The sequence below is a fragment of the Vagococcus fluvialis bH819 genome, assembly GCF_900163795.1.
GTDB lineage: Bacteria > Bacillota > Bacilli > Lactobacillales > Vagococcaceae > Vagococcus > Vagococcus fluvialis_A.
Window position 1 is genome coordinate 18,382 of sequence record NZ_FWFD01000005.1, and the last position, 16,948, is coordinate 35,329.

Genomic DNA, 16,948 nt, shown 5'->3' on the forward strand with positions numbered 1-16,948 from the left:
TTACTGGCCAGATAGTAAGGGTCAGTAGATTCTTGTTTTTTTTATAACAACTAATAAGATTATTTTTTACTTAAATAAATATTATTGATTAAATAATGAACTAAGATATAATTAAAAAGAAACCAAAATAAAATACGTTATTTAATTATAATGTTAAAAGGAGAAGGTTATGAAGAAGAAGGGTCTTGTTTTAGCTCTATTTAGTACAGTTGTCTTAGCAGCAACATCAACAGGGGTTGTTGATCAGGTTTTAGGGAACGATATTAAAGTAGAAGCAGCGCAAAAGGCAACTGTTTCAGATGCGATTAAAGTATTTAAATATGGTTCAGTGAAAAGAGATAATTATTCAACTTGGAAAAATTTTGCTTGGGATAAAAAAGGCGACTCTAAAGATATTTATAATCAAACGATATTAGTAAAATATAAGTACAAACATAGTAATGGGTCAACTTTCTATTCTTTATACAATGAAAAAGATACTTGGTTAGGCTATATTAATTCAGACGCTGTGGAGATGACATCAGGTAAACAAGGTATGGCATTAAAAGCTGATAAAACAGTTAGTGTGACAGATAGCAACTATCCAATCCATCAAAATTTTGGTTGGACTAAGAAAAATGAAAGCAAAAATTTAAAAGGTCAAGAGCTAAAAGTTAACTATACGTACAATCATTTTAACGGTTCAACTTATTATTCTTTATATAATAAGGACAATACTTGGTTAGGCTATATTAATAAAACAGGGGTCAAAGAAGTAACGACTAATAAAAAACCCCAAGGTGAGGCAATTAAGGTTAATAAGTATGCCACGATAACGAATGGCAACTATGATATTTATCAAAATTTTGGTTGGTCTAAAAAAGCGAGTGCTAGTGATTATAACAATCAAACAGTCAAAATTAACTATGAATATCATCATGTAAATGGTTCTGTTTATTATTCGCTATATGATAATAACGAGCAGTGGCTTGGGTATATTAATCAAAAAGCGACTGTCAATAAAGGATCTAAAGGATTATATCAATCATATGGCAAATATGTTAGTTATAAAAATCAAGAGGCAACTATTTATCGTGATTTAGATAAATTTGAGATGCCAGCTAAAGTCTATACAATGAGAAAAGAAGCAGCAGTTTTTGCTAAAGGTATGTATCAACATTTTGATGGCAAAACATATTATTCATTATATGATGAGAAAGATCGTTGGGATGGTTATGTAGCTGAGGAAGACCTAACCTTAGATGTGAAATCTTCTGGTAAAGGGTATGCAATTTCTCGCCAAGTTAAACTAAGTACACCAAATCAAAAAACCTATCAAAATTTTGATTGGAAAGTGAAACATCAAACGAAAGATTTAATGGATAAAGTATTTACAGCAAAAAGAGCTTATTCACATTCAAATGGAAATGATTATTATTCATTATTTGATGAAAATGGTACTTGGTACGGTTATGTGAATACTGCTTTTGTTAAAGGTGTTGCGCCAACTCTGACTGGTGTGAAAGATCAAACAGTTTATATGTCAGATCAAACATTTAATGCTTTAGCAGGTGTTGAAGCAACTGATTATCTTGGCAGAACATTAAAAGTTAAAGTTACAGGTACTGTTGATATGAAAAAAGTAGGAACTTATGAATTAGTTTATACAGTAGTTGATCAAGATGGTAACAAACAAGAAGCTAAATCAAAAGTAACAGTTGTAGATGATCATGCGCCAATTTTTAAAGGGCTAAAAGATGAAACTATCAAACAAACACCCGTAGCTTTTGATACTAAAAAAGATATTGTTGCGACTGATTTTGAGGGTAAAAATATTGATTATAAAGTAACAGGGGAAGTTAACACTAAAAAAGCTGGTAAGTATGAACTTACTTATGAAGCAACAGATAAACGCCAACACACAACAAAAGAAACAAAAGTTGTCACAGTTGAAAAAGTTGCAGCACCAAAATTATCAGAAATTAAAGATACTGAAATCAAAAAATCTGCTAAAACATTCGATGCATTAAGCGGTATCGAAGCAACAGATTATAACAATAAAAAATTAGAAGTTAAAATCGAAGGTTCTGTGGACATGTCGACAAGTGGTGTTTACGATTTAACGTATACTGCAATTGATGATGTAGATCAAGTCGTAACTGCTAAACGTAAAGTGACAGTAATAAATGATATTAAACCAACAATTACAGGAACTGAAAATGTGAAACAAAATATCGTTGTCGGTTCTTTTGATTCTAAAGCAGATGTTAAAGCAGTTGATAGTGATGGCAACGAGCTTGAGTTTACTGTAACTGGAGAAGTTAAAGCAGACCAATTAGGAATCTATGAATTAACTTATCATGCAAAAGACAAAGCAGGCAATCAAGTTGAAGTAAAACGTTCTGTAGAAATTTTTGAAGTTCAAGTTGAAAGCATTATTGTTTCTGGAGTGAACAAAGAAAAAGTTGGTCGTTCGACACAAATGACTGCTGATATCCAACCGGCAGATGCTAAGGATAAGTCAGTTATTTGGACATCTTCTGATGAGTTAGTAGCCACTGTAGATGAAACTGGTCACGTAACAACTTTAGCTGAGGGAGTAACAACTATTACGGCAACAGCTAAAAATAAAATTGTTGGAAGTAAAGAATTAGTGGTTTCTAATGATCTTTCGGGTAAACTTTATATCAGTTCTCGTTCAACAATAAATGGTGTGATAAAAAGCTTTGGCTTTACATTTATAAATCAAGAAAAAGAAACATTATATGTTAAAGAAGTAGAAGTAGGTGAAGTTGGTTCTAGAAGTACAACATACACAGAACAAGATCTAGCGCAAAACGGGATAGAAACGACAGTAACTTCAAGAAGTCAATTTGGTATGAGTTTAAATAGTAAATTAGGTTGGTTTGAAGACAGACTTGTTGTGAAAGTTAAAGTAGCAACTGAAGATGGTATTGAAAAAGTATTTGAAACAAGACCTTAAAATGTTTTTTTTAAGAGGGCCAGGGTGGGTCAAAAGTCGTTTTGCTCCGAGCAACTGGAGGGAAAATCGAACAATCGCTCTTTTTGATTGATCCATTTTCGTGAAGTTGTCGTGGGAGCAGACTTTTTATCCCCTGACTTTTAAAGATTATTCGCATAAATAAGAATGAGGCTGACATTTGGGTCAGTCTCGTTTTTTTTAACTAAACGGTGTCATAGAAGTAGCTTCTTCGAAAAATAAGCCGAACACTTCTGTCGCAACCTCTTCTTTTTTCAAAAAAATAATAATAGATATATATAGTTATTAATGTTCATTTAATGATATGTTAAACTGATGATAGAAAACAAGCGACTAAAAATATAATCGGAATATTTTTTAAGTTAATGGTTTTATTTTAATGATAACTATCCGATATATAATATGATGCTTTGTTTACAGAACTAAAAGAGGAAAAGGAGGATATAGGTAAAATGAAAAAGAAATTATTACTAGGTTGTTTAAGTTGTGTGTTATTGGTATCGTTCAATCATTACTCTGCTGAAGAGGTAGTCAGCTCAAGTACATCAACTGAAATGACAACAAGCACACAGGACGTAGTGAGTGAAATAGCTAGCACTGAAAAAACAAGTGAAATCACAAGTGATACAACTACGGAAAGATCCAGTGAGGAAAGTGCAGATGAGTCTAAGGCTCAAAAATTAATTACTGAAACTGATGTAAAAAAAGAAGAAATCCATCAGTTTGTTAGTTTGAAAAAAGATAATCCCGTTATCTACGAGGACTTGTCGAGTCAATCAGTGAAGGATAATACTTTTATTGTGGGACAGACATTTTTAGCTAAAGAAAAAATCGAACAAGCAGACAAGGCTGTTTTTTATTTGTTGTTTAATAACTCAGAAGAACCTATTGGGTTTATATCAGCAGAAGACATCAACTTAGCCGAACACCAAGGTGGTGTGTATCAGTCATTCTGGCAATACGCTAATATTACTAATAGTGATGGTCAGGTGTATTCTGATTTTGAAGGAAAGGTAAAAGGGAATTTAGCGCAATATAGTGATGTAACATTAAGAGCTAAAGGTAAGTATCATAGCTTTGAGGGAACTATATATTATTCTTTATATGACAATAAAGATACATGGTTAGGTTACGCTTCTGAAAAGGATGTCAATATTACAGCAGGAGCACAAGGAAATTATCAACCCTTTAATCAATACACTATTGTCAAAATGGGAAACTACAGTATTTGGCAAAATTTTAATTGGCAAAAAAAATATGATGGTAAACAGTTTTTAAATCGAACATTTTTAGCTAAGGGGATGTATCGACATTTTAATGGAGACGCTTATTTTTCTTTATATGATTTAAATGGTACTTGGTACGGTTACATCAATAGCGCAGGAACTCAAATTACTACAAATAAGCAAGGTGATTATGTTTCTTACAATAAATATGTAACAGTAAACAATAGCAATGGAAGTGCTTGGAATAATTTTGAATGGAACGAAAGACAATCTTTATCAAAATTAGCTAATAAAACCTATAAAGCTAAAGGAATATACTACCATGTAAATGGAGAAGATTATCTGTCATTATATGATAAAAATAATACTTGGCAAGGCTATGTTAATAAAAAGTTTGTGACAGTATCAGATGGCGCTCAGGGTGCTTATCAAGCATACGGAAAATATGTTTCTATCTCTAGTAATAATTACACAATGTGGCAAAATTTTAATTGGAAAAAACGCGGTGATTCCAACAATATTTACGAGAAAACATTGTTAGCAAAAGGAAAATATCAACATTATAATGGTGAAACTTATCTTTCGCTTTTTGATAGTTCAGATAAATGGTATGGCTATATTAATGCCAATGGAACAAAGCAAACTGAACGTTCTGGCTATGCTATTCCAATGAATAAAGTCGTTACTGTAAGCAGTGGGAATTATGATTTATGGAATAATCTTAATTTTTCTTCTAAACGTGGCACTACTAAAAATCTAGTCAATAAACCTTATAAAGTGAAATATAAATATGAACATTTTAATGGCTCAACGTATTATTCTATGTACGATGGAAATAAATGGTTAGGTTATTTAAATAACACAGGAGTGAAAGAAGCTGCGAGTAAAAATTCAACATACGTTATGTTAAATGCTCCTACTCATAATCAAAATGAGGCGAATGCTCCGATGGGATGTGAAGCAGCTAGTTTACTACAAGCACTCCAAGTTAAAGGATTTGCTAAAAACCACAAGTTGAACAAATTCATAGGAGAGATGCCTCTTTCAAAAAATAATAACCCAAATGAAGGATTTTCCGGTTCTCCTTATGTGGTTAGAAATGGTATCTATCATTCTATCTTCCCTAAACCACTGACAAATTGGGCAAATGATTATGCTCATGGAACAGCAGCGGATATTTCTGGGACTTCCTTTAATCAACTTTCAAAGGAACTAGAGAAGGGTAATCCGATTGTGTTGTATATTACATTAAACTACAAAGCACCAGAATATTTTAATTACTATTGGGGTAGAGGTGTGGAAAATGCCCACGTAGTAACTTTAGATGGTTACAATAGTCAAACGAATAAGTACCACCTAGTCGATCCAAACTCTAGAAAAGTTAATTGGGTAGATGCATCAACGTTGCAATCGTCGTATCAGTATAATGAAAAAAAAGCAGTGGTTATAAGATAAAAAAATAAAAGGTTGGCTTTTTAGTCAGCCTTTTTTAGAGGAGTTTATTGATGAAAAAAACAAGAATGTTAATGCTGATGGGTCTGCTGTTTGCTACTGCCTTTACAACCAACGTAGCCGCTCAAGAAAGTACTGAGAGTTCGGAAAAAGAAACAACTACACCAATGGAAATGAGTAGTAGCAGCGAAACAAAGGAGAGTTTGATAGAGAAATCAGAAGAATCTGTAGAACAGAAAGTAGCTGATACAGAAACAACAGAATCAGTGAATAATAAAAGTAATCAGGTTAATCAGAAAGTATCCGTTTCTTATTACGGTACGGTCAAAAAAACGGGTGAAACAATTTGGGAAGATCAAGAATTAACTATTATTAAAGGAAAAACAGAGGATATTATTAATAGAACTTTTTTAATAACTGAAGAAGTGACAGAAGAGCATCATCAAAACAAAGCTTATTTATTGGTAGATAATAATCAAAAGAGAATAGGTTACGTTACTTCCTCCTCAGTTGAGGTAACAAATAATGCTAGTGGCATGCCGAATAAAACGGACAAATACGGTACTATCTTGAATTCAAGTTACTTGCTATGGAAAGATATGGAACTAAAAGAGAGAATAGAAGATAAGCAGGCTTTGAATCAAAAAACATTATTGATAAAAAATGAATACCACCATTTTAACGGAAATATTTATTATGAACTTTATAACAATAAAAATGAATTTTTAGGGTTTATAAACCAAGAGGACATTACACTGACTGAGCATCGTGGTGGCAGTTATATTAGTACGTGGAAATATGCCACAGTGACTAAGAAAAATTATTCATTGTGGCAAGACTTCTCCTTTAGTCAAGAACGCAATAACTCCAGTAATTTTTACCAGAAAAGCTTGCTAATGAAGGGTGAGTATCATCATTTTAATGGTTCAACCTATTATTCGGTTTATGACAATCAAGATAACTGGCTAGGTTATATAAACAAAGATGGTGTGACAATTGGGGAGAATCGTGGTGGAATTTATATTCCGACTGGTAAGTATGTAACATTGACTAAAAAGGCTTATCCGATGTGGAAAAATCTTGATTTTAGTCAGGAAAAAAATAACAGTACTCAATTTTATGAACAAACGATGCTTGCAAAGGGGGAGTATCGTCATTTCAATGGCTCTGTTTATTATTCTATTTATAATAATAAAAATGAGTGGTTAGGTTATCTAAATAAAGGTGCTGTGAGTGTTGGTAGTGATCGAGGTGGAAGTTACATTCCCCTTGGTAAGTATGGAACAGTGGGTAAAAAAGGCTATTCATTGTGGAATAATTTTTCTTTTGATAAAGAAAGAAATAATACAACTCGTCTTAATCAGCAAACTTTTTTGATTAAAGGGAAGTATCATCATTATAATGGGTCGGTGTATTATTCAGTCTATGATAATCAAGATCGTTGGTTAGGATATGCTAATAGAGATGCAATTCCTCTTGCTTCTGGTAAAGAGGGGAATGCGGTAAAAGCGAACCAAACAATTGCGATACCAAACAATAACTATCCGATTTGGCAAAATTTTTCATGGCAAAAAAAGAATAATACAAATAATGTAGCAAAGAAGAAATACACTGTGAAGTATCAATATCATCACTTTAATGGAGATATTTATAGTTCAGTTTATGATAATAACAAATGGATTGGTTATTTGAATCAAAAAGGTAGTAAAACATGGCAAGAAAAAAATGGTGTACTGTATATTGATAACATAATGATTGCGAATAAAAAGATCAAACTACCTTCTTATTTTAATCCAGGAGAGAATGGGGAAGCTGGAAGACAAGTTCGTTCTATGATTTATGATATGCAAAGACAAGGAATGAGTGTGAGTCACTCATATTCAGGGTTTAGAACGTATCAATATCAAGAGATAATCTATAATGATTATGTTAGAATTAACGGGCAAGCTAAGACAGATACATTTTGTGCCAGGCCAGGACATTCAGAACATCAAACAGGATTAACTTTTGATTTGCGTCATGGTAATGGGACTTTAATAGAAACGGGTTGGGAAGCTAATTGGTTGTCTCAAAATGCTTATAAATATGGTTTTATTATTAGATATAAGGCAAGTAAAACACCCATTACAGGCTATCAAGGAGAACCGTGGCATGTTAGATACGTGGGAAAAAATCAAGCTGAAAAAATTATGAAATCTAATCAATGTTTGGAAGAATATCTAGGTGTTGAAGGTGGAAATTATAGATAAGTAAAAGGGTAGTCAGGACAGTTAATGTCTGACTATCTTTTTTGATTATAAATCGAATCTTATGTAATAGCATGCATTTAAAAAATTCTAAATGACTATTCGTATCACATTCACTTTACCCAATTATCATGCTATAATAGGAGATGTTTTGTGAAAAATGTCAATGAATTTTAAATATAAAAATGTGTTAGGAGAAAAATATGGTTTTTAATCAAAAGCAAGAAGTGGAACGTCGTCGTACGTTTGCCATTATTTCCCATCCGGATGCTGGGAAAACAACAATTACAGAGCAGTTACTTTTATTTGGTGGGGCGATTCGTAGTGCTGGTACCGTTAAAGGGAAAAAGACTGGTAACTTTGCCAAGTCTGACTGGATGGATATTGAAAAACAAAGAGGTATTTCTGTTACAAGTTCGGTTATGCAATTTGATTTTGACGATAAACGTGTCAACATCTTAGATACACCTGGACATGAGGATTTCTCTGAAGATACCTATCGTACTTTAATGGCTGTTGACAGTGCGGTCATGGTAATTGATAGTGCCAAGGGGATTGAAGCCCAAACGAAGAAATTATTCCAAGTTTGTCGCATGCGTGGCATTCCGATTTTTACTTTTATTAATAAATTAGATAGAGATGGTCGTGAACCTTTAGAGTTACTAGAAGAATTAGAAGAAGTTTTAGAGATTGATTCTTATCCAATGAACTGGCCAATTGGTATGGGAAAAGGTTTTGAAGGACTATATGATATGTTCCATAATCGTGTGGAAATTCATCGTCCTGACCGTTATGATGGCGAGCGCTTTTTACCTTTAAATGATAATCGTGAATTAGAGTTGGATCATCCGATTAAACAATTGTCGATTTTTGATCAAGTCCAAGACGATGTAGAATTATTGATGGAAGCTGGTAATGAGTTTTCGGAAGAAAAAATTGCTAAAGGTGAGCTAACACCAGTATTCTTTGGTTCGGCTTTAACTAATTTTGGTGTGGAAACATTCTTAGAAACCTTCTTACAGTTTGCACCACAACCAACAGAATATAAAACTAAAACAGAAGCTGTAGTAAGTCCTTATAGTGAAGATTTTTCAGGCTTTATTTTTAAAATCCAAGCTAATATGAATCCGGCTCATCGTGATAGAATCGCCTTTGTCCGAATTTGTTCTGGTTCTTTCTCACGTGGAATGGATGTTCAGCTGTCTCGTGGAAATAAAAAAATTAAGTTAAATAATTCAACACAGTTTATGGCAGACTCTCGTGAACAAGTAGAGGAAGCAGTAGCAGGGGATATTATTGGTTTATATGATACGGGTCTTTATCAAATTGGGGACACGATCTATACTGGGAAAGATAAGATTGAATTTGAAGATCTACCTCACTTTACACCAGAATTATTTATGCGTGTCACAGCTAAAAATGTAATGAAGCAAAAATCATTCCATAAAGGACTTAATCAATTGGTTCAAGAGGGTGCTATTCAGTTATATAAAACGTATTTAACAGAAGATATTATCATTGGGGCAGTAGGTCAGCTTCAATTTGAAGTGTTTAAACATCGTATGCAAGGGGAATATAATACTGAGATTATTATGGATCCAATGGGAACAAAGATTGCTCGTTGGATTGATCCTGAACAATTAGATGAGAAAATGAGTTCAAGTCGAAATATCTTAGCCAAAGATCGTTTTGATCAACCATTATTCCTATTTGAAAATCGATTTGCAATGCGCTGGTTTGCAGATAAATATCCAGATATTGAGCTTAAGAGTTTGTTATAAAAACAGGGTAAGTAGGGGGATTAATTTGAAGAAAACAAAAATTAGTGCGGTTATTGCAATTTATAATGTAGAGGAATATATTGTAGAAGCATTAGATTCTCTTTTAGAACAAGAAGTTGAAACAATTGAATTAGAAGTGATTGTTGTCGATGATGGATCTACAGATAACACACCTAATATTTTAAAGGAATATCAAAAAAAGCACTCAAATATTAAAGTAATCGATGTTGATAGAGTAGGTCTTGGAAAAGCTAGAAATGTAGGGATAGAAGCTAGTACAGGAGAGTATTTGATTTTTATGGATGGAGATGACATTATTTATCCCAATGCATACTATGCGTTGTTAGAATCAGCATTAAAAAATAATGCTGACATCGTGGTTGGTAATGTATCACGTTTTGATTCAACAAGAAAGTTTTTTTTAAGCGGATTACATAAAAAAATATTTTCTGATGATTTAGAAGGCACACACATCCTAAAAAATAAACAACTACTTTATGATACGACTGCGTGGAATAAATTATTTAATGCTTCATTTTTTAAAGATAATCAATTGAAGTTTCTTGAAGGAATGTTATATGAAGATATTCCTTGTATAATGAAAGCACATCTTTTATCTAAAAATACAAACATTATATTAGATTATGTTTACAGATGGCGATTAAGGGATAGCGCCAATAATCGTTCTATTACTCAAAATAGACATGACCCTCAAAATTTATTAGATCGTGTAAAATCAGTGGACTGTTTTACACAGGTTGTGGATGAATTAAATATAACAACTAAAGAAATTCTCGAAGAAAAGGAATTCAAAGAGTTGACAGTGGATTATAAACTGTATTTTGATTCTTTAGAAGAAGCTGATGATAATTATTTAGAGTTATTTTCAAATTTGTTAACCAAGTATGTTTCTAATATGAAGACAGATGTGTTTAACACAAGAATACCTACTGAGTTAAAAATAATGTATCAATTAATCATGGATAAAAAATATGATGAATTTTTATTATTTAAAACAAATATTTTAGACTTTAGAAAGCAACAAACAGTTATAAAAGAAAATAAAGTTTATAAGGATATTTCTAACACAAACCTAAATGAGATATTTTTAGATCCGGTAATTGATATGTCAAGTGATATTTTACCAGTCACAAAAACCAAAAAAGTGAAATGGGCAAATAAGGTATTAACAGTTGAAGGTATTTCTTATTTAAGGTACTTAAATACAGATCAAAATACATCTATTCAAGCATATCTTGTTAATCGATCAGAAACTAAAAGCGTTAATTTACCTACTGAGACCATCAAAGATAAGTCTATTACCCAAATGTATGGTGGTGGTGATAAAGATCACCTAATAAAACGCCATGTAAATTATGATTATGCACATTTTAAAACTCAAGTAGATGGAAATAAAGAAGATGTATTAGAGTTATTAAAAGAAGATTGTTTTATTAAATTAATAATTAAAAATTTAGGTTATGAAATGGAAACTTACGTCTCAAATCCATCTAAAGGAGCTGTCTCAAGACCTTGTGATTATATGTTTGAAGATAGAGGATTCCGTGTATTATACAATAAGCAATGGCGATTAGAAATTATTAATGCACCAAAACTTGTGAATCAGTTAAAACCATCCATAGTCGGAACCGAATTAGTATTAACTGGGAAAATAGTAGGTGAGTTCTCTGATGCCTATTTTAAAAATTCTACAAATAATTTAAAGATATGGAATCACACATTTAATTTGTTGGAAGATAACCAGTTTGAACTAAGATTTAATTTAGAACGAATGCTAGAGTGTGATTTTAATTCAGATTTTTATTTTTATTTAGTCAAAGATAGAAAACAAACAATAGTCTGGTTAGAAGATGATTTTTTATCTACATACGATGTGTGGCATGATCATGAAATTCGTTTTACTAAAACATACCATAGATGGTTAAAAATAAATTTAACGGAACATATTCGACCTAAATTAGTGGATTTTAAATTAAATCAGATAAACTCAGAAGCTTATGATTTATTATTTACTATAAGACAACAAATTAAATCAAATGAATTAATTATGAATTCGTTTATTCAAGGTACAAGAGATTCCGATGGAAAACAAGTAACTTTGTCGCCTAAAAAAGTTATTGTTGAGGGGAAAGTATGCATAAGTGATTATCAAATCTCACTTTCAAAAGAGCAACTTTATTTATTTGGAAATTCTAATTGGTCATTTGTTCAATCAAGTGAAACCTCACAAGGAATTTATTCAAATGAAATTTTATTGGATATGGAAAATTTAAAAGCAATTTTTACTATAGATAAAAATATATTTAACATTTTTTCTACAAGAGATGGTGTGGTTAAATTAAATACAACTCTTGAAAAATCTTATTTTGAAAAAGGACCTAGACGTATGAAGATGTTAAAAGATTATGTCTATCCTCTTATGAGATTGTTACCGCAAAAGAAAAAATATGTTATGTTTGAATCTTATTGGGGTAAATCTTTTAGTTGTAATCCCAAAGCAATTTATGAAGAAATACAAAAAGAGCACCCGGAACTTACTTGTATTTGGGGATTTAATAATCCTTATACAGAAATTTCGGGCGAAGGGATCAAAGTTAAAAGGAATAGCTGGCAATATTATTATTACCTTGCACGATCTACTTACTTTTTCAATAATGCAAATTGGCAGAATGATTATGTTAAGCGCTCAAAAAGTAAAGAAATTCAGACGCTACATGGCACTTTTTTGAAAACTATGGGGCTAGATGTAAAGAATGAAGTAGATACAGTAGAGAAACTTGAAGGTTTTAAACTAAGACATAGTAGATGGGATTACCTAGTATCACCAAGTAAATTCATGACAGATATTTCAAAACGAGTGTTCGAATTTAAAGGTGAAATGTTAGAGTATGGTTTTCCTAGAAATGATTTATTAGTAAATGTTTCAAATGAAGAAAATACAATAATCGACTTAAAAGAAAAGCTAGGAATTCCAAAAGATAAAAAAATAATTTTATATGCGCCTACTTTTAGAAATACAAGAGGATTTAATTTAGAGTTAGATTTAAAACAAATGAAGGCACAACTTTCTGATGAGTATGTTCTTTTAGTAAGATTACATTATTTTGTCTCTAAAAAATTAGATTTAGAAGGGGTATCAGATTTTGCTATTAATGTTTGTGACTATCCAGATGCGCAAGATCTACTACTAATCACAGATATATTAATTAGTGATTATTCTTCAATTATGTTTGATTATGCTAATTTAAATAAGCCGATTATTCTATTTACTTATGATTTAGAATATTATAGAGATATTCTAAGAGGAATGTATACGGATTTAGAAGAAGATGCCCCAGGAAAATTATGTAGAACATCTGAAGAGGTTATCCAATCTATTGAAAATATTTCTAGTTATGAAAAAGACTATGAACCTAAACTATCAGCGTTTAGAGATAAATTTAACGAATTCGAAACAGGAAAAGCATCAAAAAAAATAGTAGAGAAATTATTTGGAAAAAATAAATAAAAAATATCATACTATTTAATTATTATAGTGAAAGAGAAGGCCTAGCATACATTTTATTTGCTAGGCCTTCTCTTTATATCGGATATACTATACTTATTCTATTTATAACAGTATTTTATTTTACTAGAAATAAAATTTTTTAATTTAGCTATTAATACACAAGCTATAAAAACAATAAGAGGGACAATAATAACTATGAGGAATAACCAGCTACTCCAATAAAATTTGCCGCTTTGGAAAATAGAATTCCATAACATGGAGCGAATAAGAGGATTATCATGGATTAAATAAACTTCAAAAGTAACACTAGAAATATAAAGGATCAATGCATTATATCGTTTATCAATTGATAATTTTAGAATCAAATTAAAAAGACAGAAAGAAAAAAGTAAAGCATTTAAACTTTCAGTGCCATTAATAAAAAAGTCAGGATATTCCCAATTTAATTTATCTAAAAGTAAAATAATAAATGGTCTAAATTGTAATAAAGATAGAGAAAATAGTGATGCCATTAAAATGTATCTAAAATAAATTGTTTGTAATTCTTTTTGATATTCTCTAATTAAATCACCTATTAAAGCAATTATAATAAATAAAAAATAAACGCTAGGTTTAAAATGTTTTTCAATTTGAAAAATAAAGCCAAATAATCTGGGGCCGTAAAAAAAGAAGATAATAATAATTAGTAATTTAAGTTTATTTTCTCTGTCAGTTAGATTTAGATAATTTTTTAATAATGGCTGGAATAATAGTAGTATAACATAGCCAGTAACAAACCAATATTGATCAAAAATAACAGGGAAAACAGAAGTAATCATTTTTTTAAATTCAAATGCAGACCATAATAAAGAAATCAAAAAAAAGGTTACCGTATAAAAAGTAATATTATTATTTAGATGAAGTAATTTTTTGAGAGAGAAATTTTGTTTATAAAAAAAATAACCAGATATTAAGATAAATAAAATAACACCTATTTTACCAAAATTACCAAGACACAGAATAAAATAATTCCTCAGCCCAATTTCTTTGGGATAATTCCAATTAGTATGGATTGTAAAGTGATGAAAAACAATCATGAGCATACTAATTATGCGAATAAGTTCAATATTGATATTACGTTTACTCATTAATAAACTCCTTAAAATTTTTTCTAATTTAATTATATCATTATAACTAACTTAGAAAAAATAAATTGGGAAAAATTAACTTAATTTGATTTAATACCTTTAGTTATCTAATCTGTTATTAATTTTATCAACTTTTAATATATTTTCTGATATAATGAATGATAGTGTTTAAAAATCTTAGAAAAAATTTTTTACTCATATTAAAAAAGGAGATAGAGGGTATGAAAAAAATTGTAAATAAAATTATTGTGGGAACAATATTTCTTAATGTACTATTGTCACCAGCATTTGTCGTAAATGCCGAAATAAATAAGACAACACAAAGTGCAATTAATGAAGAAAGTACGATTATAAGTTCATCAGAAAAATCAACAATAGATCAAACGTTTGAATCAACAGGTTATTCAGAAACGTCTACTCAAATGGAAAAAGAAACAAGTAGTACAATTGAAAAAAATGAATCTACTGAAAAAATACATGAAAAAAATAAGTCATTGGAAAAAGAGCAAAATAAAAAAGAAGTGTTACAGTTAAAAGATACTCAGAATGAGATTTATGTAACGGTTATACTTCAGTCAACTCAATTATGGAAAACAGAAATAGGACAAGATGATCCTGAAGTACGAGAGGACCTATATCTAAAAACATTTATTTCTAAAGAAAAAAAAATTGTTGATAATCAAGAGTATTACTCACTTTATGAATTGAAAGATAATAAAACTGATTTTATTGGTTATGTCTTATCGGATGCAATTCAAAAAGCAGATGGAGAACAAGGCATTTATCAATCATTTAATAAATATGTTGCTATCTCAAAGGAATCAAGCACAACCTATCGTAATTTTTCATGGGATGAATTATATGATGGAAAAGCAATTAAGGATAAGACATTCTATGCAAAAGGAAAGTATAATCATATAAATGGTTCAACTTATTTATCATTGTTTGATAGTAATGATAAATGGTATGGTTATATTGATTCAAAAAATGTTACAGAAGCTGATGGTCGACAAGGAATTTACCAATCTTATTGGAAATATGTGACAATAACTAGCAAAAATTATTATACTTATAATGATTTCAATTGGGTAGAAAGAGAATCATCTCGGAACATTCAGGGTACTACATACCAAGCTAGAGGTAAGTATCAACATTTTAACGGTTCAACCTATTTATCTTTATATGATGGTGAAGGTAAATGGTGTGGTTACATTAATGAAAAAGCAACTAAAGTTGGAGCCAATCGTCAAGGCGCTTATCAATCACATAATAAATATGTTACGATAACGAGTAAAAATTATTTAACATATAGAAATTTTTCATGGGATGTATTAGGAAAAACGAGTGATTATTATGGTAAGACTTTTTATGCAAAAGGAAAATATCAACATTTTAATGGTTCAACTTATTTATCATTATTTGATAGTAATGATAAATGGTATGGATATGTTAATGAATCAGCAACAAAACTTGCAAATGGTCGACAAGGAATTTACCAATCTTATGGCAAGTATGTAACGGTAACTAATAATAATTATCCAACATACAGTAATTTTTCGTGGAATCAATTAAATGGAACAAGAAACATGTATAGTAAAACTTACCATGCAAAAGGAAAATATCAGCATTTTAATGGCTCAACGTATTTATCTCTATTTGATTCTAATGGTAAATGGTATGGATATGTTAATGAGAGAGCCACAGCTGTAGGTGAAGGTAAACAGGGTATTTATCAATCATTTAACAGACATATTATTATTAGAAGCAAGAACTATGATATGTGGAGAAATTTTAACTGGGACGTGAAGCAACCTTCAGCTAATCAGTATAGTAAAGGTCTAATAGCAAAAGGCAAGTATGTTCATTTTAATGGCGCAGTTTATTATTCTATTTATGATGGTTTGGGAAATTGGCAAGGTTATATTAATGAAGGTGGTGTAACAGTTGTTACGCAATTTGATATACCAACAACTTATTACAGCCAAATGTCAATTGGTGCACTTTATGGATGTGCTGCAACCTCATTATATACTTCTCTTAGAGCAAAAGGATATGCTGGTAATATTTCTTTAGTTAATTTTGTAGATGGATTACCTTTGAGTAAAAACAATCCGGATGAGGGGCAGATTGGAGATCCTTGGGGGCATACACCGTTTGTGAGGGTAATATCACCAATAGGTTTAAATAAGTATGCAAGAAGATATACATCAAATACAGAAATTATTACAGGTAGTTCAATAGATCGTATGATTACAGAAATTAATTCAGGAAATATGGTAATGTTCTGGGGAGAATTCGATATGAGAGATCCTAATGTTTATAAAAACCCGCAACATGTTCTAATGGCTAAAGGATATAAAGTAGTTAATGGAAGAGAATATATATTTATTCAAGATCCAGGTTTATACTCATCGACTGATTATAGATCGTATCGTTGGTATGAGAAATCATCTTTAGATCATTATTTATCAACTAAATATAGAAAAATGTTGGTTATTAGATAAATTTATTTAATCGATTTATAAAAAACTTTCATATACTATTTTTAAAGAAAAAATTTATAAAATAAAATCTACCGATCGAATTGCTAAAAGCAGTTTGATCGGT

At 30.7% G+C, this 16,948-nt stretch carries 7 protein-coding genes; 6 read left to right on the top strand and 1 reads right to left on the bottom strand.

Annotation, left to right across the window (positions count from 1 at the left end; genetic code table 11):
* The first annotated feature begins 169 nt into the window (after positions 1-169).
* From FM121_RS02395 to FM121_RS02415, 5 genes are all read left to right on the top strand, one after another.
* Positions 170-2,962 carry an immunoglobulin-like domain-containing protein gene (locus tag FM121_RS02395; RefSeq protein ID WP_086950557.1) on the top strand — a complete coding sequence of 931 codons (2,793 nt, stop codon included), beginning with the start codon at positions 170-172 and terminating at the stop codon, positions 2,960-2,962.
* Positions 2,963-3,432: 470 nt separating this feature from the next.
* Positions 3,433-5,661, top strand: a complete 2,229-nt coding sequence (locus FM121_RS02400; protein ID WP_086950558.1) for a C39 family peptidase — start codon at positions 3,433-3,435, stop codon at positions 5,659-5,661.
* A 50-nt stretch (positions 5,662-5,711) separates the two neighbouring features.
* Complete coding sequence (locus tag FM121_RS02405) at positions 5,712-7,907, top strand: M15 family metallopeptidase (protein ID WP_086950559.1); 2,196 nt, start codon at positions 5,712-5,714, stop codon at positions 7,905-7,907.
* Positions 7,908-8,107: 200 nt separating this feature from the next.
* Complete coding sequence (locus tag FM121_RS02410; RefSeq protein WP_086950560.1) at positions 8,108-9,685, top strand: peptide chain release factor 3; 1,578 nt, start codon at positions 8,108-8,110, stop codon at positions 9,683-9,685.
* A gap of 25 nt (positions 9,686-9,710) precedes the next feature.
* Entirely contained in the window at positions 9,711-13,214 is a 3,504-nt protein-coding gene (locus FM121_RS02415; RefSeq protein ID WP_143597053.1) for a bifunctional glycosyltransferase/CDP-glycerol:glycerophosphate glycerophosphotransferase, read from the top strand.
* Positions 13,215-13,312: 98 nt separating this feature from the next.
* Here FM121_RS02415 and FM121_RS02420 read toward each other — a convergent pair whose 3' ends face one another.
* A complete protein-coding gene (locus FM121_RS02420; protein WP_086950562.1) occupies positions 13,313-14,341 on the bottom strand; it encodes an acyltransferase family protein in 1,029 nt (342 codons plus the stop codon).
* Between the two features lie 221 nt (positions 14,342-14,562).
* On the opposite strand from FM121_RS02420, the gene FM121_RS02425 reads away from it, so the two are divergent.
* The gene (locus FM121_RS02425; RefSeq protein ID WP_179203777.1) at positions 14,563-16,845 is read left to right on the top strand and encodes a C39 family peptidase; all 2,283 of its coding nucleotides are present in this window, start codon (positions 14,563-14,565) and stop codon (positions 16,843-16,845) included.
* Positions 16,846-16,948 lie beyond the last annotated feature (103 nt).

Bases quoted from the DNA above. Each gene is read 5' to 3' on its own strand.
- FM121_RS02400 (WP_086950558.1), top strand. From the start codon at position 3,433: ATGAAAAAGAAATTATTACTAGGTTGTTTAAGTTGTGTGTTATTGGTA.
- FM121_RS02420 (WP_086950562.1), bottom strand. From the start codon at position 14,341: ATGAGTAAACGTAATATCAATATTGAACTTATTCGCATAATTAGTATG.
- FM121_RS02405 (WP_086950559.1), top strand. From the start codon at position 5,712: ATGAAAAAAACAAGAATGTTAATGCTGATGGGTCTGCTGTTTGCTACT.
- FM121_RS02395 (WP_086950557.1), top strand. From the start codon at position 170: ATGAAGAAGAAGGGTCTTGTTTTAGCTCTATTTAGTACAGTTGTCTTA.
- FM121_RS02425 (WP_179203777.1), top strand. From the start codon at position 14,563: ATGAAAAAAATTGTAAATAAAATTATTGTGGGAACAATATTTCTTAAT.
- FM121_RS02410 (WP_086950560.1), top strand. From the start codon at position 8,108: ATGGTTTTTAATCAAAAGCAAGAAGTGGAACGTCGTCGTACGTTTGCC.